Below are 21,942 nucleotides of genomic sequence, written 5' to 3'. Positions count from 1 at the left end.
TCACACTTACATCGATGTTGGCAGAGACCGTATCGGTTCCGTCTGACACATCGAAGCCGAAGTTTACGTCACCATTGAAGTTTTCATTTGGCGCAAAGGTGTACGTACCATTACCGTTGTCGGTAAGGATACCGTCGCCACCATCGTAGGTCACACCTTCAACCGTTAGGTTATCACCTTCAATGTCGGTAGCACCAGAAAGGAGGTCAGCGTCGGTGAATACAAGAGTTCCGTCTTCCTCGATTTCAAACGTTTTATCTTCAGGAACAGGCGCGTCATTAATCGGGCGTACCGTTAAATCAATTGCGCTGCTAATCGTTTCTTGGCCGTCACTGATGTCGAAAGTAAGGTCAAGTTCACCATTAAAATCAGCTGAAGGAACAACGGTGAAAGTACCATCACCATTGTCTTGAACTGTTGCATCATCACCAACTTGAACGTTAGAAGCAACAAGCTCGTCCCCATCTACATCACTTGCGTATTCGAGTAATTGTTCTTGAGTGAATGTTATGGAGCCATCTTCATCCATGATGTAAGCCAGATCTTGTTCAGCTTCTGGCGCATCATTTTCACTTTCCACTTTGATTTTAAACGTTTCGCTTACCGTTTCAGAATCAAAGTCATCCTCTACTTCGCTAATGGTCTCTTCGTCAGAAGCTTGAACATCAACTGCAAACGTCTCTTCTACTGTTTGTGAATCTAGCTCATCACCAACTTGTTGGTCACCCGACTCTGAAGATGTCGCACTCGGCGCTGCTGAAGTACGCGCAGCTTGGCCTTGTTCTTCATTACCTTCAGCGTCTACACCACCTGTCGCAGCCTCTGCGATATCACCACCTACAGCTTGTGCGCCCGCTCCAGCACCGCCACCACTGCCAGCAGCGTTATCCGAGCCAGCTTCAGAAGCGGCTCCACCAACTACATTGGATTGTGCAGCGTCTGAATCTCCATCACTTTCTGGCGTCTCTTCTTGCACAGCCGCACCAGAAGCAGAGGCATCTTCAGCATTACCTGCACCACTCGGATTTTCGTCTAAAGCCTGGTTAACTTCGTCTGCCGCATCCGCATTTTCAGCACCCGTCGCTATTGTCGACGCAATCGTGTTTTGTTGATTTTGTTGATTCTGCTGTTGGGAGGGCGTACCCGCGTCGTTCGTGTCCGTTTGTTCTACCGCGTCATTTAGATCTTCATTTTGGTTGTTTTGGTTATTTTGGTTATTTTCGCCTGCCATTACAGCCTCCGTTGCTACTAGCTAACTGATCGTATTTATAGAGGCATTAAAGGACATCATTTTGAAAAACCAATTTTTTATACAACATTTTTCATAATTTCTTTTTAAAGAGAAAGAATCAAAAAAAATTTGAAAACTGCCTTTAAAGATCCTTAGTTATTGTGATTAAAGCAATTAAGGCAGTGGAGCGATGATAGACATGACGAATTTGTTGCGCTCGGTCGACAACAACCACAAAGGGCTGCAATTGCTATTAGGCGACTTTTACAATGACTTTTCTGACGCAGCCCTAAATATAGAAGCGCTTCATAACGGTAATCATTTTGATGAACTCAATAGTTACTCAAAACGATTGAAGACCATCTTAACGTTGCTTTGCGACCAAGACCTTCCGCCAAAAATGGCCAAATTGGAACACTTGAGTAGACACGAGTTTCCTGCGCCGGAAGATCTAATAGAGGATGTAAAAACTGAATTGCACAACGTCAATCGACAAATCAACCACTTGTTGGATATTAAGGAAGTAATAGATGGCAAGTAACCGAGGTCAGTCATGAGCAATAACCAAATAGAACATCACCTCAGAAAAGCACTCGTTTCCAATAACGAGGCTTCTAAGGTCACAGCTGATGACACTATTGTGCTTGCTAGTGCCATGACCAGCGTTCACAAAACGTTGCTCATTATATTCTTGCTCGCTTTGGTCGCTATTGCGGTGGCGTCACAAGCACGTATCGATATTGTTGTTTCTGTACGTGGCGAACTGCTATTGGAATCGGATGTTGAGAAAGTTCAGCATTTAGAAGGCGGGATATTAGAAGAATTGTTAGTCAGAAAAGGGGAAGTCGTTTATGAGGGCCAACCTATCGCTCGAATACGCTCACTTGACCGTAACACTCAACTTGATACCGTCAATACTGAAATTATTCAGATAGAGCTCGATAAGATTCGTTATGAAAGCTTACGCGACATGATAGAGCCTAACTTCGACGCTTTCATTGAGAAATACCCTGAGCAAGTTCAGGTCAACATGAATACCTGGAGACAAGAATTCTCTAAAAACCGTTCAAATGAAGAACTCATTACACACGATATTAAGCACAAGAACTCGTTGATCAGTTCAATGTTAAAGCGTCGCAAAAGTTCAGAGAATCAACTCTCTCTGATACGTAAGCAGCTCAACATCAAAAACACCCTCTATAAAGAAGAGATGGCGTCTTATGTCGACGTTCTTAACATGAAAGTACAAGAGTCGAATATGGTGCGTGAGATTGAGAACCTTGACGAATCTGTGATGAATGAGCGTTTCCAACTCGACAAACTGGAAAAGCAACACCGTGACTTGGTTGAGAATCGAAACTCTGAGTACCAAGCACAAATCATTCAAGCGAACAAAGACCTCAAGCTAAAGCGAATCTTACAACCGCAGCATTCCGACAAGGTTGATCGCCTAGTCGTCTACTCGCCAGTCGATGGTGTGGTCGATAAACTTCACTTCAATTTCCGTTCTGCTGTGATTCCGCCAGGAGAAAGTATCGCCGATATTGCCCCAATAAATAATTCGTTACACGGTGAAGCGAAGATCCCACGTAAAGACATGGGATTTGTCGAAATTGGTCAGGCAGTGAAAGTAAAAATGGATACCTATAACTTTGCAAAATACGGGTTTGTTGAGGGAACCATCGCCTCAATCAGCCGTTCATCATACGAAGAAGAAGACGCTGAATTCTATTTAGCTGAGATTGAAATTGACCGAAACTTTCTTGAACGAGGAGGCACTCAATACAAGTTATCACCTTACATGGAGTTTACCGCTGATGTGAAAACAGGCTCGCGTCGCGTGATCGAATACGCTGCGAAACCGGTGATGTCAGCCATCGAGGATGCTTTCGATGAGAGATAATCAATGAGCGGTAAACCTTCGTACAATATTTCCATACCCGCCCTACGTCTAAGCATACTATTTAGCGTGGTATTGGCTGCGCTCGCTTTCTATTTATACTGTTCTTGGTCAAAAATAGATTCAGTCGCACAAGTGCAAAGCGCCCCACTGCTCATACAAGCCCAGAAGCTTAATCAGACCATAGAACAAGATATTCAAACTCTGCAACAGTGTTTAAGTACCAACACTTGCGGCACTAACCAATTCAACCTGGTTAACTTGAAGCTTGAAATTGATGAATTTCGCTCTTTAGCCTCATTGAACAAAACCGAGTTCAGCTTGGTTGGGGCAACTGAATACACACAACTGGAATTGGCGATTAATCGTTTCTCCGATAGCGCAAAAACACGTAACGACGTATTAGGCTTGTACCTTTCATTGACCAATAACTATCTGCAGATGGACGACAACTATCGCACCATGTTTAACAACCATGCAAATGACTTAATGTCAGAAAAAAACGAGTTCTTTATCTGGTTGTTTATGGTGGTCGTGATATTGGCTGTGATTACGATTCTATCCAACTCAGTTGCTATGTTGAAGCTAAAGAAATCCAGTTCTAACGAACGCGAAATCGACTATGAATTCGATGCCCTGTATCAAGAGCTGAAGCAGCTAGATTTACAACGTCTTGAAGAGCTTCTTAATGAAGTTAGCATCAACCCCAAGCAGCGTCAGATTTACTCTCATCTCAAACTTATTTTCAGTAAATTAGAAGACCAAAAGCGCAATAACGATCTCTACAAACAGTTGTATGCGCTGATCGGTTATGAGATTCGCGGAATTACAAACACCATCAACGGTGGCGTCCAATATCTGGTTCAAGAAACCGATGAAAACGGCGTGTTGATGGCGAACGATATTACCTCTGCGTGTAGCACACTATCTGAGTTAGCAGAAAACTATAATCGCTTGATATCACAGGGTACGGAAAGCAAGTCGAAAGAGTTCTCTTTACTGAGCGTGTTATCTGAATTAATGATTCATATCAGTGCCAAAGTACAACGTAATGAAAGCCAACTTGACTGTTTTATCTCTGACAACTTACCGAATCGTGTTGCAGGCCAATCCACCAGCTTATTCTGGATACTGTTCCTTCAACTTTCTAACGCTATTCAACTCAAATCAAATAAGAAACTGTTTGTAACGATTGAATCGGGTGCGGCTTCAGACATGGAAAATACCCGTGTCACCATCAACCTCAACTTCTTATCAACACTGGATGTTTCTGTTGCCAAGCTCAACAAACTCCATTGGAGCGCACACAAAGACCATACAGCCAGCACAGATGACTTAGCGAAAAGCGTTCTGAAGGATTACGGATATTACGAGAGCCACTGGTTCCAGTCAGGGGCTCAGGAACGTTTTCAGATCGAGCTTGATCTTAAGGCTAAGAACTTCCACACAGAGAAAACTCGCTTTGATGGCAAGCGTTTACTCTTGTGTGCTAATACTCAAGTTCGCATCGATGTGATGAAGAAAATGCTCAGTAACTTGGGGCTTGATATCACCGAGATTCGCACTGCAAATGAGCTTTTCTCAGCGGCGAAAACGTTCGGTGATTACGATGCGATAATGTTGACCGATACCTTTGAACCCAACAAGCTGCCGTCGTTGAGCAAGACGGTGAAATCTCAGCTTAAGAACCACCCAAATACCAAGTTACTGTTGTCAGTGACCAACACTCAGCAAGCACAAGAGTGTCATAGCTTCGTCGACAAAATCATCAACGCTCCTGCTATCCCTTACGAGTTCATTCCAAACCTACTCACCATTATGGAAGCGGAAGCATCGGAAGAACAGATGGAAAACAGCTCATTCCTTATCGTAGAGGATGACCGAGTTCAACAAATTTTACTGAAACGAATCTTGACCAAACAAGAATATGAACCAGACATGGTTGGCGATGGCGCCGATGCCGTGAAGCACTTTATGAACAAGCGTTCTGACATCATCTTCATGGATTGCATCATGCCGGGTATGGGTGGCATCGAAGCCACAAAACGCATTCGCCAATTCGAACAAGAAAACGAGAAAAACCCTTGTACCATCATAGGTGCAACCGCATTGACCAGCAGTAACGAACACCAGGCTTGTATTGAGGCCGGAATGGATTACGTAATCAGCAAACCTTATAAAAGCGACCAAATCATCAAGGTGATCAACAAGTATGTGGCGGTACAAAAACTTAACTAGCAGCATCATAGCTGCGCTTACATTAAGCACGACACCTTCAGCATCGGCGACTACCCTGCTTGAGGCGGTAGAACTCGGTCTGCAGAACAGCCTTTCTCTTCGGGCGAGTGATAAAGGGGTCGAAGAGAACGAGTACAACATTGGTATCAGCCGCTCAAAATTTCTTCCTTCCCTCAATGGTGCTGCCGATACCACATGGAATGAAAATGAAACCTTGCTATCAAGTGTGCCTGATGAAACTTCAAGCTATAACTCGAACAGCTACAGCCTTTCCCTTTCTCAATCGATCTTCAATCTGGGCGATATTTTCAAATATGGGACGGCAAAGCTCGACTTCAACATTGAAGAGATTAAACACGAGAACAAAATCCAAAGCACTATTTCAGAAATCGGCTCTCAATACTTTGAGTATTTGAAAAACAACGCACAAATTAAAGCGACCAAGGTAGAGCTTAAGTCGTCTGAGACGCGTGAACATCAAATGCGACGCAATGTGGAACTCGGCAATACAGCCGCCAGTGAGCTTTACGAAGTGATTGCTCAGAAAGAAGGTGTGTCGAATCGATTGAGAACCTTGCAGAAAGACCGTCGCGTCATTCTCAACGGGCTATCGATTCAGATTCAATACCCTATCACTCCGTCTCAAGATATCTACGAAAGTGTGCCTTTAAAAGAGATAAACGAAACCGAACAACGATCAATCATGGATCAAGCGTTAAAGCTCAACAACGACTTGTTAGTGGCTAAGAAAAACGTCGAGAGAAGCCGCAGAAGCTTAAAAGAGAGCGGTTCGAACTTCTTACCGACCGTATCGCTTTCAGCCAGCTATCGACACGATGACGCCAATAACTTCGACAAAACCGACATTACAGCGACAGGCGAAAGTAACTCAACCAGTGTTGGGTTAAACCTAGCAGTTCCTATCTTGTCTGGTGGCTCTGATTACTACGGCTATCAAAAATCATCGACGGCCATCGAACGTACTGAGCTGCTTTACCAAGATTCGCTTTACACCACACGTAACAGTGTGAATACCTCCGTGCTCAACATTAACGATTTCTCGCAGTCTATAAGCAGTTACGAAAACATCATTCGCGCCAACTACGCGTCTTATAAAGGGATCCAAAGAGCCTACCAATTGGGCACGCGTACTATCACCGACTTGCTGGCGGCGGAAAGTAAACTATTCAGCGCCTTAAGAGACTACGAAAGCGCACGATACGACTACATCATCGAGACCATCAAGCTTGAGCAAATTAAGGGAATACTCTCAATTCAATCTATCGAAAGCGTGATGCAATTAATGAGCGATATTGAGGGACGAGACAATCAAGATTTGGTGCCTAAACATCTTCTCTCAACGGAGTCGTTGAGGAAAGGAGGTCGCAATGCAAACTGAGCAGTTTTCGCAAAAGATCAACATGGCAGATAAGTGTTATCTGACTTTCTCAACGATAATATCGACCCTGTTTGGTTTGGTACTGCCCTTCTCCATTCTGATCATTTTTGACCGAGTGTTACCCAACCAAGCACAAGATACTCTGTTCTTATTGTTCGCGATTATCTTGATTTCTATCTTCCTCGACTATCACTTAAAAAATCAGGAAGAGAAGATTTCCTCTGTCATCATGAGGCAGTTTGAGACCAACTTAACCAATAAGGTATTTCAATCCATCTGTTTGGCGGAAATCTCTAAGTTCCGACGTTTGGAGCCAGGCGAATACCTAGAACGAATCTCAACCATTCCTGAATTGAAAACCTTCTTTGGTGGCGAATCGGTTCGAGCGCTTATCAACCTTGCCGTCAGCGTGATCACTATCCTCATCATAGGACTCATCAACATATGGGCTGGCATTACCCTTCTGATTGCCTCTGTCATCTTGGCTATTTTTGCGTGGAGCCTTTCCAAACAAAAGATTGGTAGTTTGCAGAATAAGTCAGACATCGAAGGGTTAACTACCTCCAAAATCATTGAGATCATCTCTAGCCCGCTTGATATCAAAGCTCGAAATATGGAATACCGCGTTGAAAGCCTGATGACACAAATGGTCGAAGAGCGCGAAGTTGAGAACATCAAATATGAGCAGATTGAATCTAACTTCAGCCTAATATTGGCGCTCATCCAACAGCTTTCTATAGCTTGTGTTGTTGTGGTACTGGCAACGGCCGTTATCAATATGGAATCTAGCCAAGGCATCATGGCCGCGATCATCATGCTAACCAACCGTTATTTTGCGCCTTACCAACAAGTGATGCGCACCGCGAGCCGTTGGGAGTTAAACAAACTCCATATTCAGCGTATCGTTGACCTCCTTGAATTGGCCGCCTCTGTTGAACACCAACATGAAACAACAGAAGTAGAACGTATCTCGGTTAAGTATTCTGAAAAGCAGCGTATCGAGTTCGAACTCGGACAAGCCTATTTGCTGACAGGGAAAAGTGGTTCAGGTAAGACCCACCTCGCTAACTGTATTACGCGTCAGAACAGTGATAGCAAACTAGATATCATGATTAACGACACGCCTTTGGATGACGTCAATTACAACGTTTGGCGTAACAGTGTTCTGATGGTTGATAAGACCAGTTCGTTCGTAGAAGGGACGATTATCGATAACCTCACCTGTTTCCGCCCAAGCTTGAATAACACGGCGTTTGCACTGTGTGAAACCATGAACATCAAAGCTCAAATTGATGGGCTTCCTGCCGGTTTTTATACAGAACTCAAAGGCCATATGCGTAACCCATTCTCACGCCAAGTTGGCTACGCCCTATTATTAGTTCGCGCCCTGCTCGCCAGTAAGCGCGTATTGATATTTGATGACATCGACTGTGTGTTTGATGAGGAATTTGCACGAATGGTTCTCACCAGTACGGCTTATCGAGCCAACGACAAAATCTTGATCATCGCCAGTAATAAAATGGACAAGCTTAACCATCGCCTCAAACGCGTAAAACTTACCGGAGGTGACCAATGAGTATCTTAGTCGACTTCAATAATGTACCGCAACGTGTCTTGGATTTTGAATCCAGCGGATACGACGAACGCTACAGTCAATCGCCACTTATCCGCGGTTTGGCCTACACCTTGATAGCACTCGAATGGGAAGGCACACCCGCGATACTCAGCGATGCTTTTATTCCGAAACACAAAGACAGCGACAGCTTTACAGCAACCATAGAGCGTCTTGGGTATCGCTGTGATGTGACCAAATTAAAGACACTCGAGAATATAGATAAACACCCTCAGCCATGCTTTATTGAAATAGAGAATCTAAGTGCGATTTTCTTAGGCACCAAAGATGGAAAGTTGCTGCTGTTTGATTACACGAACAACAACACCATTGAATACCCAATGTGCAAAAAGCCCTGTTTGCTGATTGCGATTAGCGAATATTCTCGTCTGTTCCGCGAGCCACCTCCGGAATCGCAAGACAGAAGCAATTGGATTAAATACGCTTTCTATCGTTATAACAATGAACTTAAAAGCCTGATCATTCTCAGCTTCGTCATCAGTATTCTCGGTGCATTGCAGCCATTCTTTATTATGAGTGTATATAACTTCGCACTGACTTCGAGCTCCGAAGCCACACTCTATTGGCTAACCTTATTCGCCATTATTGTCGGCTTCTCTGAATACTTCTTTAAGAAAATGCGGGTCAACATCATTGCCACTTCCGGTAAAGACCTCGCCGTGCACATCTCGCAAGCCGTTATATCTAAATTGCTTTGGCTACCCTATGCGATGACATCTACTGCTGGGGTCTCTTCTCAGCTAGCACGTTTGAAAGATATCGATACCTTCCGACGCTTGGTGACTGCCGAATCGACGCTCAGCTATTTTGATATGCCGTTTGTGATCGTATTTATCATCGCCATTGCTCTGATGTCTGGTACAGCGGCATTAGTGGTGATGGGTGGTTTAATCCTGATGTTAGTGTTCTGTATTTACTCTCGCTATATCTACTCGCAAGCCACATCCAAAAGTTCGCGCGCCAATGCGATGGTCTCGTATCAATGGAACGAAATCCTTCGTGGTATCAAAACAATCCAAGGCCTGCCTTTACTTCGTGTCGTTCAATCTCGATTCAGTGCATCGCATATGCAAAGCACCAGCGATGCAGAGAACGTTGCCGTGACTAACAGTAAGATTCAGGCCGCTGGTGGCAGTTTGATTCAAGTGATTGGTACAGCAAGTATCGTGACCGCGGTAATCGGCGTGATGGAAGGTACTTCTGATGCGGGTGCCATGCTCGCAACCGTTATTTTGGTTTGGAAAGCGTTAGGCCCAATCATGGGTATCTATAACTCAATTTCCAAGTTCCAATCGATCAAGGCTTCATCAGCACAGATAAACAACCTGATGTCGATGAATGACGACAAATTGACCTTAGAAAAAAGCCCACCTATTCGCCTGTTCCAAGGAAGCATTGTGGGCAGCGGTGTCAGTCACCGATATGCAGGAGCGGCGACCGGCTTAACCAACCTTGGTTTCAAAGTGCCACCCAGTGCCAAAGTGGTCATTTGTGGCCCTACGGGCTGCGGTAAAACCACCTTAATTTCAATCATTGCTGGGTTAGAAGACCGCTATCAAGGCGCTGTATCTGTCGATGGTTACAACATTAAACAGTTCAATAGCTACCGTTATCGCACCTCGATTAACTACATCCCTTTTAATTTGCATATTTTTGAAGGCTCACTCGAGACCAACTTCATTCTACACAACGGGCTGATTCCAACAGACAAGATGCAAGAGATGGTGAGCTTCTTCGAGTTAGATGAATGGCTTCCGGAAGGCTTAGCTACTCAGTTAAGCGTGGATAAATGCAAAAGTCTCCCGAATGGAATTCAACAAAAATTGCGTCTGGCACTCGGCTTAGGTAACTGTGAGCAATCTCTGATTATTATTGATGAGCCATTCAATGGTGCAGAAAATGAAAATGCGCAGTACTTTAACCGTTTGTTCAGCGATAAGTTGCTGAATAAAACAGTCATTTTTTCGACCAACGACCCTGGTTTGATCGCAACATCAAACATGAGTTTAGTGTTAGAGCCGGATGGAAATTTGAAATATTTTGGCTTAACAGACAAATACTTAAACAGCTTAAGCTAAAACCTCAACGCTTAATCACAATTCGCTATTTAGGGAAATGGATATAATTGACAAATTCATAAGCGAGAGGGATGATTCGCCCCAATACCACAGGTAACAAGGAAGAATATGTACACATTCGTTGCAGACAAGCTTGATGTAGCTTACTTATCCGCAATTCCTGAAAACCACCAACTTCAGGAGTGCGATGTACCTGAAGAAGAGATGGAGCTTCGAGAGATCGTTGAGGTTTGGTATGAGTCTGCCTTCCTACCCGCTTTCAATCTTCAGAAAATAGACATTGAGAACAAAGCAGAGCTCACCATCGTACAAATGCACGTATTCAGCAATGATACGAGCACACTCGCCTTCCTACTAAAAAACAGAGTGTATCGCGCCGCACTTAACAGAATGCTCGGTATTTGGACATTAGAACCCTCTGCAAAAACCGTATTAGAGCAACTTCTTTTCGAATTAAGCCTCGATAACAATCGTCCTCATTAGTAAGCTTTTTAAGTGATTCATCAATAAGCATAAAATTAAACAAACTGCCAAACGCTATAAATTACTAATAAAAGAACGCATTTCAAAATAAGCTCTGGAATCACAAGAACTTATACCTCTCCCACACTTACGTAAAATTTACCGTTTCAAAGTTTCCATATCGGCATTTTTATTCTACTGTTTTTATATAACGACAGTTGGATGGATCCTTATATGGCGATTACGGTTTGGAATAACCTTTCAGTCAAACATAAACTCTTTGGCTTAGTTCTACTTCCCATTTCATTATTACTCTTCCTAGCAGGTAGACAGGCTTATATATTAACGACTCAGTTAACCGATTTTGAACGAACCAATCAGTTATCTGTCTATCTTCAAGATATTTCTATTTTGTATAGAAGTACCTTAGCCTCTAGCCCTGAAGAGTTTGCTACTCAAAGCAACCAAGTAAAGGCAGAACTTAAAAACCTGTCTCCCATCATTTTTTTAGACGCATCTGGTGAAATGAATCAACTTGTTGCCGATTTCAGCGAAGCGACCTTATCGACGATGCAAGTGACTGACACTTACGATAAATTGGATGCCCTCGAATGGCAGAGCGATTTATACAAGCAACTGTTACTTGAAGTAGAGAAAGTCCCTTTTGAAAACACTAAACGTGAAATTCAACAGCACCTCACTGCCCTTCAACAACTTGAGTGGTTGATGTTTTGGTCGAACGAAGAGTTCAAGCTTGGTAGTTCACTGATTGAGATCTTCCAAATCAGCCAAGAGTACGACCCAGAACTCGCCGAACAGATCAAAACCTTGAGTGAAAGACAGCAATTGTTCTTAGAGCGCTTTGTTTCATTGAACGCCAACGAACATCAAGTTTCTTTGATGGTTGAAGTGTTTCGAAATGATGTGTTCGCTCAAAGCCAAGAGATAAGAAGCGCGCTACTCGACCTAAATACAATCAGCCAACTGACGCCACAAGAAGTGTCTGTCGGCTTAGAAGCGATGAGCGCACGGCTCAACTTATTACAAAGCCTTGGCGGCGTAATCAAGCAAGAGTTTCAACAAGAAGTTGAGCAAGCCATCTATGACGCGCAAATACAACGAACCCTGTTTATTTCAATCGTCGCTTTGCTGGCAGCGATTGTTATGGGTTTAACTCTTAGCTTGGCGAGACAAGTCACTAACAACCTTAATTTGGTGTTAGCTTTCTTAAAAAGCGAAAATGATGACACGCGCCCTTCTTTAGATAAATTAATCCAAGGTAAAGATGAACTCAGTCTGTTTGCTCAGCAAGTTGAACGATTGACCATCGAACGAGAGCTCGCGAAAGAGAGATTGACGGTAGCAAAAGAAGACGCAGAGAGAGCCAAAGAGGATGCCGAACACGCGAAAGACAACGCAATACAAGCCAGCAAAGCAAAAAGTAGCTTCTTGGCCAACATGTCTCATGAAATTCGCACCCCGCTCAATGGTGTTATTGGTATTTCGGAAATCCTCGCAGATACGCCGCTTACACCGACACAACGTGACTATGTTGATACGATCGAAACTTCATCCCAACTGCTCCTTAGCTTAATCAACGATATCTTAGACTTCTCTAAAATTGAGTCTGGCATGCTATTAATCAGCCCGCATTCTGCATCGATTAGAGAGTCGATATACGACATCGCCTCTATTGTGGCACCAAAAGCGAAAGAACAAAGAATATCGATTAACGTTGATATCAGCCCAGATACACCAGCACGCGTGATGATAGACGATCACCGTTTAAGACAGATCTTGATGAACTTTATGTCGAATGCGGTGAAGTTTACGGCTGAAGGTGGCGTCACATTATCAATTCAAACGCTCAACAAAGCAGATAACAATGCCACCATTCGATTTGCTGTACGAGATACGGGTATTGGTATCGCTTCACTGCAACAAAAACAGATATTTGAACCGTTCGCTCAAGAAGACGATTCAACCACACGTCAATTTGGTGGTACTGGTCTTGGTCTAGCCATCAGTACACAGTTGGTAGAGCTGATGGGTGGTCAAATTCAACTCGACTCCGTCAAAGGTGAAGGAAGCTGTTTCTACTTCGACTTGGTATTGCCTGTTGACTTGATACTGCCAAAACCAAGTACAGCAACGGCTGATATTTATGTGCTGGGTAACGAAAACATGCTCTCCGAGCGAATCGAGTCCGACCTTAACCTTTATGGTTTGAAGGTTACCGATAAAACGAATGATATAACGGCAATTACAGAGCAGCTCTCCACTCAAAAACACACTAAACCTATTACTGTTGTTTTCGCCGAAGATGACGCATTCCTAGCTAATACCCACGCAGATAACTTAGAAAAGCTGCACCAAAACGGCATCACTATCTGTTTGATACGTTCCTTCTTAAGTGAGCCAGCGAATCTTGGTGACAGCGTTACTGCACAAGTCGCACAGCCCCTACTCGGCTTGCGTTTAATTAAAGCTATTGAGCTTTGTGATACACGAGGTTTGGCGGAACTATCAGAAGCAAGCCAGACATCAGTCGAGATCCAACACAAAATCCTCATCGTTGAAGACAACAAGATCAACCAAAAAATTGCTGGTCTTCATGTCGGTAAAAGTGGTTTTGAATTCGAGTTCGCTAATAATGGTCAAGAAGCTGTGGACATGTTCACCGCTAATCCTCATTACGCGGTGATACTCATGGACTGCATGATGCCGGTTATGGATGGCTTTGATGCAACAAGCAACATCCGAAGAATTGAAAAAGAAACAGAAGCGACGCGACGCATCCCTATCATTGCATTGACCGCCAGTGTCATCGATGACGATATTCAGAGGTGTTTCGACGTTGGTATGGATGACTATGTACCAAAACCATTCAAGTTCGAAATGCTTAAAGAGAAAGTACTCACCGCGGTAGAAGCTATGCCACTACCAGCTTCCTATAAAGCTCAACCTAAGAAACAACCTGCAACTGTCACTCCAATTATCAACGGGGCTGCGACCAAACGTACTTTGCCTGAAGAAGCGGAACAAAACGCAATTCCGAGCAAATCAGAGAGAATCTTGCTAGTCGAAGACAACCGCGTCAATCAAAAAGTAGCTTCTATCATGCTGAAGAAGGCCGGATATGCCTTTGAAATTGCAGACAACGGACAAATTGCCGTTGATATGTACCAGAACGACAGTAGCTTCGACATTATTTTGATGGATTGCATGATGCCTGTTATGGACGGTTTCACGGCAACTAAGGAGATTCGAGAACACGAGAAAAACCAAGGCTTAAGCAAAACTCCTATTATCGCGTTAACCGCTAGTGTTATCGATGATGATATTCAAAAGTGCTTTGATTCCGGAATGGATGGATACGTAGCGAAGCCCGTAAGAAAAGAAAAGCTATTCCATCAAATAGAAAGTGCGACTTGTTAGGAGATACCTCATGGATTGGATTAGAACAATAAAAACACTTCCCCGCAGAGTCATGTTGCCAGTCGCGGTAGGGCTATTAGGAAGCTTGCTTTTTCTAAGCCCTGCTCACGCCGCTGAAGATTATGCCATATTTTCTTTAGACTCCGGATTTGAAGAGATATCAATAAACAAAGCGCGAAAGCTCTATAGAGGGAAAACTAAGCACCTCAATGGCAAACGTGTTGAACTGTCTGATTGGCCTGAGAACAGTGCCGAAAGAGAGGACTTTTATCAGCTTTTGCTTGGAAAAAATGCCGCTCAAATGAATGCACACTGGGCTGGTTTATCTTTTTCAGGAAAAGCGCGTTATCCAAGAGAAATCAAAACGGCGTCAACCGACAGCTTAGTCGACTGGCTTGATGACAAACCAAACCGTATTGGTTACTCCCCACTCTCTTCGGTTCCTCAAAATGCCAACGTTCTCTACGTTATAAGTTCGGAGAAATAATATGAAAAGAATAATTACGTCAGTGTTATGTGCCTCAATGGCCTCTCCGGCTTTTGCGAATATCGAACTTACCGATAATTTATCCTTGAGTGGCTTTGGCTCAACGTCTTGGGCAACATCGGATAACGATAATCCATTAATCATCAACCGCGGTTTTACTGATGAGAGCTGTTACGACTGTGATACCACATTTGGTGTTCAACTCGATTACTTCTACAACTCATTCAAAGCTTCCGTGCAAGTTGTCAAGCCACCCCAATATGATTGGAGTGAGCCGCAGCTAGAGTGGGCTTACTTAGGTTATGAATTTAATGACTTTGATGTCAGCATTGGTCGATTACGACTACCATTATTCCTTGCCTCTGAGTACTACTATGTGGGCCAAGCCTATATGACAGCAAGGCCACCGACAGAGGTGTATAACAGCGTTCTCGGAGTCACAGCTTTCAACGGTATAAAAGTGAGCTGGACTCACGATGTCAGTGACGAAGCTACTCTTTTACTTACTCCGTTTATCGGCATAAAAGATAAAAATGACGTAGATTTCAACTCGACTACAAAACTGGAATTTGAAACCAACCGAATGTTCGGTGCCAATCTTCAATTGAGCGGTGAAAACTATCGTTGGAACTTGTCATTCCTCGACTCCAATTTTGATCAAACCGTTTCTGGCACGATTACAATCCCTGGGACTTCGATAACAGCTCCATTCAGTAGCAAACAAGACAACCAACACATTCAACTTTGGTCGTTAGGTGTTGAGTATGAATTAGGTCAAGCGGTGCTTGCAAGTGAAGGACAGATCAGTGACATCTCGTCCTCGATGTACGCTAGTTTGGGCTACAGACTAGATTTATTCACTCCATACGTCGTTTACGGAGCAGAGTTTGATTCTCACGAACACCTAACAGGAAACAGCTACCTAATTGGTGTGGATTACGATGTGTTACCTAACGTCTCCATCAATGGCGAAGTGCAATATTTTGAGGCTCGTAAAGCAAACGGTGCCTTTGTTGAGGATTTCAATGCACTTACTGGTTTTGATGACAAAGATGCCGTCCTTTACACCATCATGTTGAGTTTCGTCTTCTAACCCAAATCCTTTTCCAATTACGCCAGACGAAACTGGCGAAGAGTTTATGGTAAGTGCAACGAATCCATATGTAAGCAGCACTGGGTATTCGGTACTCAAGCAAGGAGGTAATGCAGTCGATGCAATGGTGGCGATGCAGATGACAATGTCGGTGGTTGAACCGGATATGACTGGGATTGGCGGCGGTACTTTTGCGCTGTTTTACCAAAAAGACAAAGACCAAGATTGATCGCACCAAACCTTACGACCCAACGGGTTTGCTCGTCGAAAAGAAAACCTACGCCGAAATGTTAGTACCAGAGTTCATGCAGCTCGGTTATCCGGTGCATGTCATTCCAGTCGTCAGTGGCTTGAATGCCATTGAAGTCAAAGATGGCAAGATCTATGGCGCGACCGACAGACGCCGTGCATCAAGCTCTATGGGTGAATAATAAAACGAAATGGGCAAGTAACAGGCTTGCCCTTATTTTGTCTTTAGTTGCTTGAACCTCGTCTAAGCAGTTCATGGATGCGAAAAAGCCAGTCGAACGTGTCGACTGGCTTTTCATTATAGGCTTCGCTAATTACTCATTAGGATATTATGAGCTTGGCGCTACTCGTTTATCTTTCAACTGATCAATAACATAGTCAGGAGCTACTTTACCTAGCTCACCTAAGCAATCATCGGTCTTTTCATTTCCGTAGCGCACATAGATATCGCATACCGCGTATAGCTGCTCTGGAGAACCAGAGATCAAATATGCTTTCTCGAACGATTTAGTCGACTTGTCGATATCCAACTCTTCTTGTAATACCCCATTTAGGTACCAGTAGTAGCTGTTATCTTTCGCTAGCTTCGCAGCCACTTCAATCTCTTTGGCTGCCGCAGTTTTGTCTTCAAGGCGAACCAAAGTTAGAGATTTAGAGTAATGCAGAGCTGCGTTGTCTGGTACATGTTTCAAACCGCGATCCAATACATCGACCGCTTGCTGGTCTTTTTTCTGCGCTCGGAAATTATCAGCGTAGCTCAACCAAACTTGCGCTTCTTTTGGATGCGTATTGATCAGCTCTAGATAAACCGTTTCCGCCTTATCCCAGTCATTGTGCCAACGAAGCACATCAGCAAACAGCAGTTGGTATTTTTCAGATTCTTGCGTTTCTAGAAAACTGATCAGCTCTTTTACTGGTGGTTCGATTTGTGCTTTTTGTTGTTCATCTAAGGCATTAAAGTCACGAATTAGATTTGATGTTGCCGTGTGGCGAACCATGGTATCGCTGTCTTTAAGCAACGGAGAGACTAATGCCCAGCGATGTTCGAGTTGATAAGGTTCAGAGCCAATCACAGACGCTTCGCGAACTTCAGGGTCTTTATCTTTCAAGCCTCTAGCAACAGCCACCAACGCATTTTGGCTTGGGTAAGCTGCCAATTCTTGCAGCGCACCAGTACGGTTTTCAATAGACTGATTCTGATCTTGCGCCATGTAAGACAACTGTTGAATGCGGGTTTGAGTGTCCGTCATTTCAAGCACTTGATTGATATTTTGTGCTGGTGCATCAACGGTTTGTTGAACGCTATTAGCTGCCATCGCTGACGTTGATAGCAATGCGGACGTTGAGATAAATAAAGCAACCGCTGTCGCTAAACTCTTCTTGATCATAGTATTACCTTAAGCTGGAGAACTTAGCCTGTCCCTAGACTCATATCTGATTAAATTTCGTTAGGATCGATAACTCTAAACCTAGAACTTGACTTAAAACTTAGTCTCAAATGTTGTTTATTTTGCCAGTTCTGCTCGACGCGCCATCATCACAGAATCACTGTACTTACCATGAGCAACAGGGTGTCTCATCGCACGCGCGATATACGCCATCGATTTATCAACATGAGAGAAGAACTTGTGCCAGCCCGCACATAAATAGTTCAAGCCCGGCTCACCCGCACGAGTTTTGATAAAGCGATTTTTCGGACACTCGCCATGACAAGCAAACTTGTAGTCACATTGCTGACATTGGCTCGTCAGCGTACGTGATTTAGCGAAGCCAAATTTCTGTTGTGGTGCACTGTATGCTAGGTCATCAAGCTTCTCGTGGTGGATGTTGCCAATTTTATATTCAGGGTAAACGTAGTGGTCACAAGAGAACACATCGCCGTTTGGCTCCATCGCTAAGCCTTTACCGCAGATCTCATTAAGGGTACAAAGCGGGTTCGGGCGACCAATCCACGTTTCTAAGCTCGCTTCGAAATACTGAACAAACACTTTACCGATATCGTACTTCGCCCACTCATCAAACACAGCAATTAGGAAGTTGCCCCACGCTAAGTCCGATACACACCATGATTCCATGATCGAATCTTTGTGACCCGGGATAAGACGCTTGTCACCTTGCTTGAGTTGCTCACTCACTTGAGATGTTTGCGGTGCAACGGTTCTAAAGGTTTTTTGTTCTACGATAGGAATAAATTGCATTTGTGGAGACTTCACCACATCACGTAGGAAACGATACACTTCGAGTGCATTTTGACTAGTGAGATTATTCACACAGGTAAGCGTGGCGAATTTGACTTGGTGCTTGTGCAGCAACTCTACAGCAGCCATCACTTGTTTGAATGTGCCACGACCCGCTCGGTTGGTACGGTAAGCGTTGTGTAGCATTTCAGGACCATCAATACTTAAACCGATCAGGAAGTTGTTCTTTGCTAAGAACCGACCCCAATCGTCATTCAGTAATGTGCCATTAGTTTGTAGGTCATTTGAAATTAACACACCTTCGGGCTGATACTTTTTCTGTAGCTCAACCACACGCTCAAAATAAGCCAAACCTAACATGGTCGGCTCACCGCCCTGCCATGAGAAGATGATTTCTGGCGTATTTTGACCTTCAATGTATTGTCGGATGTAAGTCTCTAGCGTCTCATCATCCATTCTTGGAGAACTGCCTTTCTTGTACTCCAACAAATCTTGCTTACTTAGGTAGTAACAATATTTACAGTCAATGTTGCACGCTGCGCCAATCGGCTTAGCCATAACATGCAGGCGCTTAGACGCTTTACCGTTATATTGTGGACCTTGAGTAATGTGCATGATTTACCTACCTATCTTAGTGTCTTGTTCCCATCATAATTCCGAATTAAGTCAGTGGCATGTTATACCCTTTATAACCAATAGGAATGACCAAAAACGTTAGAATTACGCCCTATTTCGAACATTTGAGGCACGTGATGAAATTTATCAATTACAAACATTTAGCAGCAGTTAGCGGCGTCACCATGACTATTTATCTAAGCGGCTGTGCAAGCGTGCCTACACACCCTATCGCTCAAAAAATTGACCAAGAGATGGTGTTGGTTGAAGGCGGAACATTCACCATGGGCTCAAACAGCCCAGAGGCGACCAAAGCAGAACGACCAGCCCGTGATGTAACTGTAGATAGTTTCTACATTGCGAAATTTGAGGTGACTCAAGAATTGTTTGAATCGGTGATGGGTTCATCTCTCAGTTATTTCCAAAACCCGCAAGTTCCGGTCAACAACCTAAGCTGGCAACAAGCGAACTATTTCGTTGAGCAGTTGAATGAACTAACAGGCGAAGAGTACCGCCTACCAACTGAAGCTGAATGGGAGTTTGCTGCGAAAGGTGGCAACAAAAGCAAAGGCTATACTTACAGTGGTTCCAACAACTTAGATGAAGTTGCGTGGTACTCAGCAAATTCAAAAAATAGCGCGCATCCTGTCGGGTTAAAAAAGCCAAATGAACTAGGCTTATATGACATGACAGGAAACGTTGGGGAGTTTGTTATCGATGCCTTCGATGACACTTTCTACCGATTTGGTCCAACAGACAATCCAAACAACGCTAAACACAGTGACGTAGGCTTATCGCATAAGTCCGTTCGCGGTGGCAGCTTTGCTTATGACAAAAATGAATCTGAAAGTTACCGTCGTGACTTCGCAAGCCAATCGATCACTATGTCGGACATGGGCTTGCGTTTAGTTAAGGATACGAACTAACTAAAGCTGTGAACTAGCTAGAGATGTGAACCAGCTAAAGGTGCCGATGGTTATGACTCAATAATCTTCACCAACAATACTAAAAATACGATTCGCACTGTACACACGTTAGAAATCTGGCCAAACATTAGAAATCTGCCAAACGTTAGAACTCTGCGGCAACAGTGAATAAGGAAACTCTATGCAATACACCAAGCTTTCAGGACTAACACTCGCGTTACTCTGTGCCCTCCCTGCTTCGGCTGCGGAAAAGCCAGATCTAGTCCTTCAAATCACAGTAGATGGCCTGCGCGCAGACCTAATCGAGCGATATAAGCATAACTTCGGTGAAGGTGGCTTTCGCTACTTAATGGATGACGGTACTTATTACACCAATGCTAACTACCAACACGGCAACACAGAAACCATTGTAGGACATGTGTCGCTTGCAACAGGCGCTCCACCGAGCGTACACGGCATGGTAGGTAATGTTTGGTATGACCGTAGCGAAGAACGTTTGGTGTATAACGTAGAAGATGGCAACTACGCCATGCTGACTTCGGGTGCGGGTGTCGACAAAGCCACCGAGATCGATCCAACACAAAAGACAGCGCAAGGTGACGGCCGCTCTCCAGAGCCAATTCTCGCCACCACCTTTGGCGACGAACTTATGATTTCCAATAGCGGAAAATCGAAAGTGTTTGGTGTATCGGTAAAAGACCGTGGCGCGATTTCGCTTGCAGGACACAGTGGCAAAGCTTTTTGGTTCTCTAAAGCACAGTCTGAGTTTGTGACCAGCAACTATTACTACGACGAATATCCTGCTTGGGTATCTCGCTGGAATGAAAAAGCCATTGCCGCTCAATACTCAAAACAGAGATGGGAACTGTCGTTACCGCGTGACCAGTACACCCTGCAAGAACACAATACCGAACACAAAGTGAAACTCGGTGATTTCCAACGCACCTTCCCTCACCCATACGGCCCGGCAAGCTATAAGTACTTCAGTACTACGCTTACTGTGAGCCCTGCTGGTGATGAAATCACAGAAAACTTCGCAAGCACCTTGTTGATGCAAGAGAAGCTAGGACAAGGTGACGTAACCGATTATTTATCTGTGAGTTTCTCGTCAAACGACTACGTGGTGCACCTATACGGCCCAGAAAGCCTAGAAACAGAAGACAACCTAATCCGACTTGATAAGACTCTCGCTAAGCTTTTCAAAACCGTTGATAACCAGGTGGGGCTAGAGAACACATTAATTGTGCTGTCTGCCGACCACGGTGTTCCTGAATCTTCACCTGCGGCAAATGCGCTTGGCTTCAATCAAGCTCAATACTTTAATAAGGATAAACTGCTCTCGAGTGGTGTTGAGAAACGATTGAAGGATGAATTCGGCTTAACTAAAGATGTGATTCGTTTGTATGCACAGCCTTATATCTATCTGAATCACGATTTAATCGCCGAGAAGAAGCTTGACCTCGCTAAGGTACAAGAAGTAATTGCGGATGAAATAGCAAAAGTGAAAGGCGTTGCATTTGCAGTATCAAGTAGTGATATCGCAGCCAACCGAGTACCGGACACGCACGTAATGCAGCTCATCAAAAACAACTACCATCCAGCTCGTTCTGGCGACGTGTATGTGGTATTTGCACCGCGTAGCTACATTAACGACATGGAAGGCCTTCAAATTGCCTCGACTCATGGTTCTCCGTGGAAATACGACACTCATGTGCCTGTGATCTTTGCAGGCTACGACGTTGAAGCTAAGAAGGTATCGCGAGCAGTGACGCCATATGACATTGCGCCAACGCTTTCGAACAAACTGGGTATCACCCAACCAAGCGGGTCAATCGGAGAAGTGCTGCAAGAGATCACTGAGTAGACTCAATCTCTAAGGTTTCGTGAGCTAGATTTCGAATCCAGCACCCACTCAATAAAAGAGCCGTTTATCTGTTTCTGACTCACTAGGTCGAAACAAATAAGGTTCATCGCGCATTAGCGGGAACTAAAAAC

16 protein-coding genes and 1 pseudogene are annotated in these 21,942 nt (G+C 44.1%); 14 read left to right on the top strand and 3 right to left on the bottom strand.

Annotated features, from left to right (window positions below; translation table 11 throughout):
* A partial coding sequence (locus AB4154_RS09000; RefSeq protein ID WP_372122780.1) for a cadherin-like domain-containing protein occupies nt 1-1,231 on the bottom strand: 1,231 nt, incomplete at its 3' end.
* A gap of 190 nt (nt 1,232-1,421) precedes the next feature.
* Here AB4154_RS09000 and AB4154_RS08995 point away from each other — a divergent pair.
* From AB4154_RS08995 to AB4154_RS08940, 12 genes and pseudogenes are all read left to right on the top strand, one after another.
* Entirely contained in the window at nt 1,422-1,772 is a 351-nt protein-coding gene (locus tag AB4154_RS08995) for a hypothetical protein (RefSeq protein WP_017060458.1), read from the top strand.
* A gap of 12 nt (nt 1,773-1,784) precedes the next feature.
* Nucleotides 1,785-3,134 (top strand): HlyD family type I secretion periplasmic adaptor subunit, encoded by a 1,350-nt coding sequence (locus tag AB4154_RS08990; protein ID WP_017060459.1) that lies wholly within the window; start codon nt 1,785-1,787, stop codon nt 3,132-3,134.
* A 3-nt stretch (nt 3,135-3,137) separates the two neighbouring features.
* The gene (locus AB4154_RS08985; protein ID WP_372122741.1) at nt 3,138-5,369 is read left to right on the top strand and encodes a response regulator; all 2,232 of its coding nucleotides are present in this window, start codon (nt 3,138-3,140) and stop codon (nt 5,367-5,369) included.
* A complete protein-coding gene (locus AB4154_RS08980) occupies nt 5,344-6,768 on the top strand; it encodes a TolC family protein (RefSeq protein ID WP_017064679.1) in 1,425 nt (474 codons plus the stop codon). The genes AB4154_RS08985 and AB4154_RS08980 overlap by 26 nt, the downstream gene beginning before the upstream one ends.
* Nucleotides 6,758-8,344, top strand: coding sequence for an ABC transporter transmembrane domain-containing protein (locus AB4154_RS08975; RefSeq protein WP_017060462.1), 1,587 nt, complete (start codon nt 6,758-6,760; stop codon nt 8,342-8,344). Before AB4154_RS08980 ends, AB4154_RS08975 begins: the two co-directional genes overlap by 11 nt.
* On the top strand, nt 8,341-10,479 hold the full coding sequence (locus tag AB4154_RS08970; protein WP_372122740.1) for an ATP-binding cassette domain-containing protein: 2,139 nt from the start codon (nt 8,341-8,343) through the stop codon (nt 10,477-10,479). Before AB4154_RS08975 ends, AB4154_RS08970 begins: the two co-directional genes overlap by 4 nt.
* 108 nt (nt 10,480-10,587) lie before the next feature.
* Nucleotides 10,588-10,962 (top strand): hypothetical protein, encoded by a 375-nt coding sequence (locus tag AB4154_RS08965; protein ID WP_017060464.1) that lies wholly within the window; start codon nt 10,588-10,590, stop codon nt 10,960-10,962.
* A gap of 213 nt (nt 10,963-11,175) precedes the next feature.
* Nucleotides 11,176-14,379, top strand: a complete 3,204-nt coding sequence (locus tag AB4154_RS08960; RefSeq protein ID WP_372122738.1) for a response regulator — start codon at nt 11,176-11,178, stop codon at nt 14,377-14,379.
* Nucleotides 14,380-14,389: 10 nt separating this feature from the next.
* Nucleotides 14,390-14,866, top strand: a complete 477-nt coding sequence (locus AB4154_RS08955) for a hypothetical protein (RefSeq protein WP_017060466.1) — start codon at nt 14,390-14,392, stop codon at nt 14,864-14,866.
* A 1-nt stretch (nt 14,867) separates the two neighbouring features.
* Nucleotides 14,868-15,959, top strand: a complete 1,092-nt coding sequence (locus AB4154_RS08950) for a sulfate ABC transporter permease (protein ID WP_372122736.1) — start codon at nt 14,868-14,870, stop codon at nt 15,957-15,959.
* 46 nt (nt 15,960-16,005) lie between these two features.
* Nucleotides 16,006-16,188, top strand: coding sequence for a gamma-glutamyltransferase (locus tag AB4154_RS08945; RefSeq protein ID WP_029222748.1), 183 nt, complete (start codon nt 16,006-16,008; stop codon nt 16,186-16,188).
* Nucleotides 16,178-16,390, top strand: a pseudogene (locus AB4154_RS08940) (gamma-glutamyltransferase); the annotation flags it as partial. The gene AB4154_RS08945 and the pseudogene AB4154_RS08940, both read left to right, overlap by 11 nt.
* Before the next feature lie 147 nt (nt 16,391-16,537).
* On the opposite strand, the gene AB4154_RS08935 reads toward AB4154_RS08940, so the two are convergent.
* On the bottom strand, nt 16,538-17,596 hold the full coding sequence (locus tag AB4154_RS08935; RefSeq protein ID WP_372122735.1) for a hypothetical protein: 1,059 nt from the start codon (nt 17,594-17,596) through the stop codon (nt 16,538-16,540).
* Between the two features lie 117 nt (nt 17,597-17,713).
* Complete coding sequence (locus tag AB4154_RS08930) at nt 17,714-19,021, bottom strand: anaerobic sulfatase maturase (protein WP_372122733.1); 1,308 nt, start codon at nt 19,019-19,021, stop codon at nt 17,714-17,716.
* 137 nt (nt 19,022-19,158) lie between these two features.
* Between AB4154_RS08930 and AB4154_RS08925 the strand changes: the two genes are divergently transcribed.
* Nucleotides 19,159-19,947 (top strand): SUMF1/EgtB/PvdO family nonheme iron enzyme, encoded by a 789-nt coding sequence (locus AB4154_RS08925; protein ID WP_285954573.1) that lies wholly within the window; start codon nt 19,159-19,161, stop codon nt 19,945-19,947.
* A gap of 181 nt (nt 19,948-20,128) precedes the next feature.
* Nucleotides 20,129-21,811 (top strand): alkaline phosphatase family protein, encoded by a 1,683-nt coding sequence (locus tag AB4154_RS08920; RefSeq protein WP_372122731.1) that lies wholly within the window; start codon nt 20,129-20,131, stop codon nt 21,809-21,811.
* Nucleotides 21,812-21,942 lie beyond the last annotated feature (131 nt).

The organism is Vibrio sp. 10N.286.51.B11, from assembly GCF_041469245.1.
GTDB classification, from domain to species: Bacteria; Pseudomonadota; Gammaproteobacteria; order Enterobacterales; family Vibrionaceae; genus Vibrio; species Vibrio crassostreae_C.
This window is presented reverse-complemented; position numbering and strand designations above follow the sequence as displayed.

Bases quoted from the DNA above. Each gene is read 5' to 3' on its own strand.
- AB4154_RS08960 (WP_372122738.1), top strand. From the start codon at position 11,176: ATGGCGATTACGGTTTGGAATAACCTTTCAGTCAAACATAAACTCTTT.
- AB4154_RS08945 (WP_029222748.1), top strand. From the start codon at position 16,006: ATGGTAAGTGCAACGAATCCATATGTAAGCAGCACTGGGTATTCGGTA.
- AB4154_RS08975 (WP_017060462.1), top strand. From the start codon at position 6,758: ATGCAAACTGAGCAGTTTTCGCAAAAGATCAACATGGCAGATAAGTGT.
- AB4154_RS08935 (WP_372122735.1), bottom strand. From the start codon at position 17,596: ATGATCAAGAAGAGTTTAGCGACAGCGGTTGCTTTATTTATCTCAACG.
- AB4154_RS08920 (WP_372122731.1), top strand. From the start codon at position 20,129: ATGCAATACACCAAGCTTTCAGGACTAACACTCGCGTTACTCTGTGCC.
- AB4154_RS08925 (WP_285954573.1), top strand. From the start codon at position 19,159: ATGAAATTTATCAATTACAAACATTTAGCAGCAGTTAGCGGCGTCACC.
- AB4154_RS08990 (WP_017060459.1), top strand. From the start codon at position 1,785: ATGAGCAATAACCAAATAGAACATCACCTCAGAAAAGCACTCGTTTCC.
- AB4154_RS08950 (WP_372122736.1), top strand. From the start codon at position 14,868: ATGAAAAGAATAATTACGTCAGTGTTATGTGCCTCAATGGCCTCTCCG.
- AB4154_RS08995 (WP_017060458.1), top strand. From the start codon at position 1,422: ATGATAGACATGACGAATTTGTTGCGCTCGGTCGACAACAACCACAAA.
- AB4154_RS08985 (WP_372122741.1), top strand. From the start codon at position 3,138: ATGAGCGGTAAACCTTCGTACAATATTTCCATACCCGCCCTACGTCTA.
- AB4154_RS08980 (WP_017064679.1), top strand. From the start codon at position 5,344: ATGTGGCGGTACAAAAACTTAACTAGCAGCATCATAGCTGCGCTTACA.
- AB4154_RS08965 (WP_017060464.1), top strand. From the start codon at position 10,588: ATGTACACATTCGTTGCAGACAAGCTTGATGTAGCTTACTTATCCGCA.
- AB4154_RS08930 (WP_372122733.1), bottom strand. From the start codon at position 19,021: ATGCACATTACTCAAGGTCCACAATATAACGGTAAAGCGTCTAAGCGC.
- AB4154_RS08970 (WP_372122740.1), top strand. From the start codon at position 8,341: ATGAGTATCTTAGTCGACTTCAATAATGTACCGCAACGTGTCTTGGAT.
- AB4154_RS08955 (WP_017060466.1), top strand. From the start codon at position 14,390: ATGGATTGGATTAGAACAATAAAAACACTTCCCCGCAGAGTCATGTTG.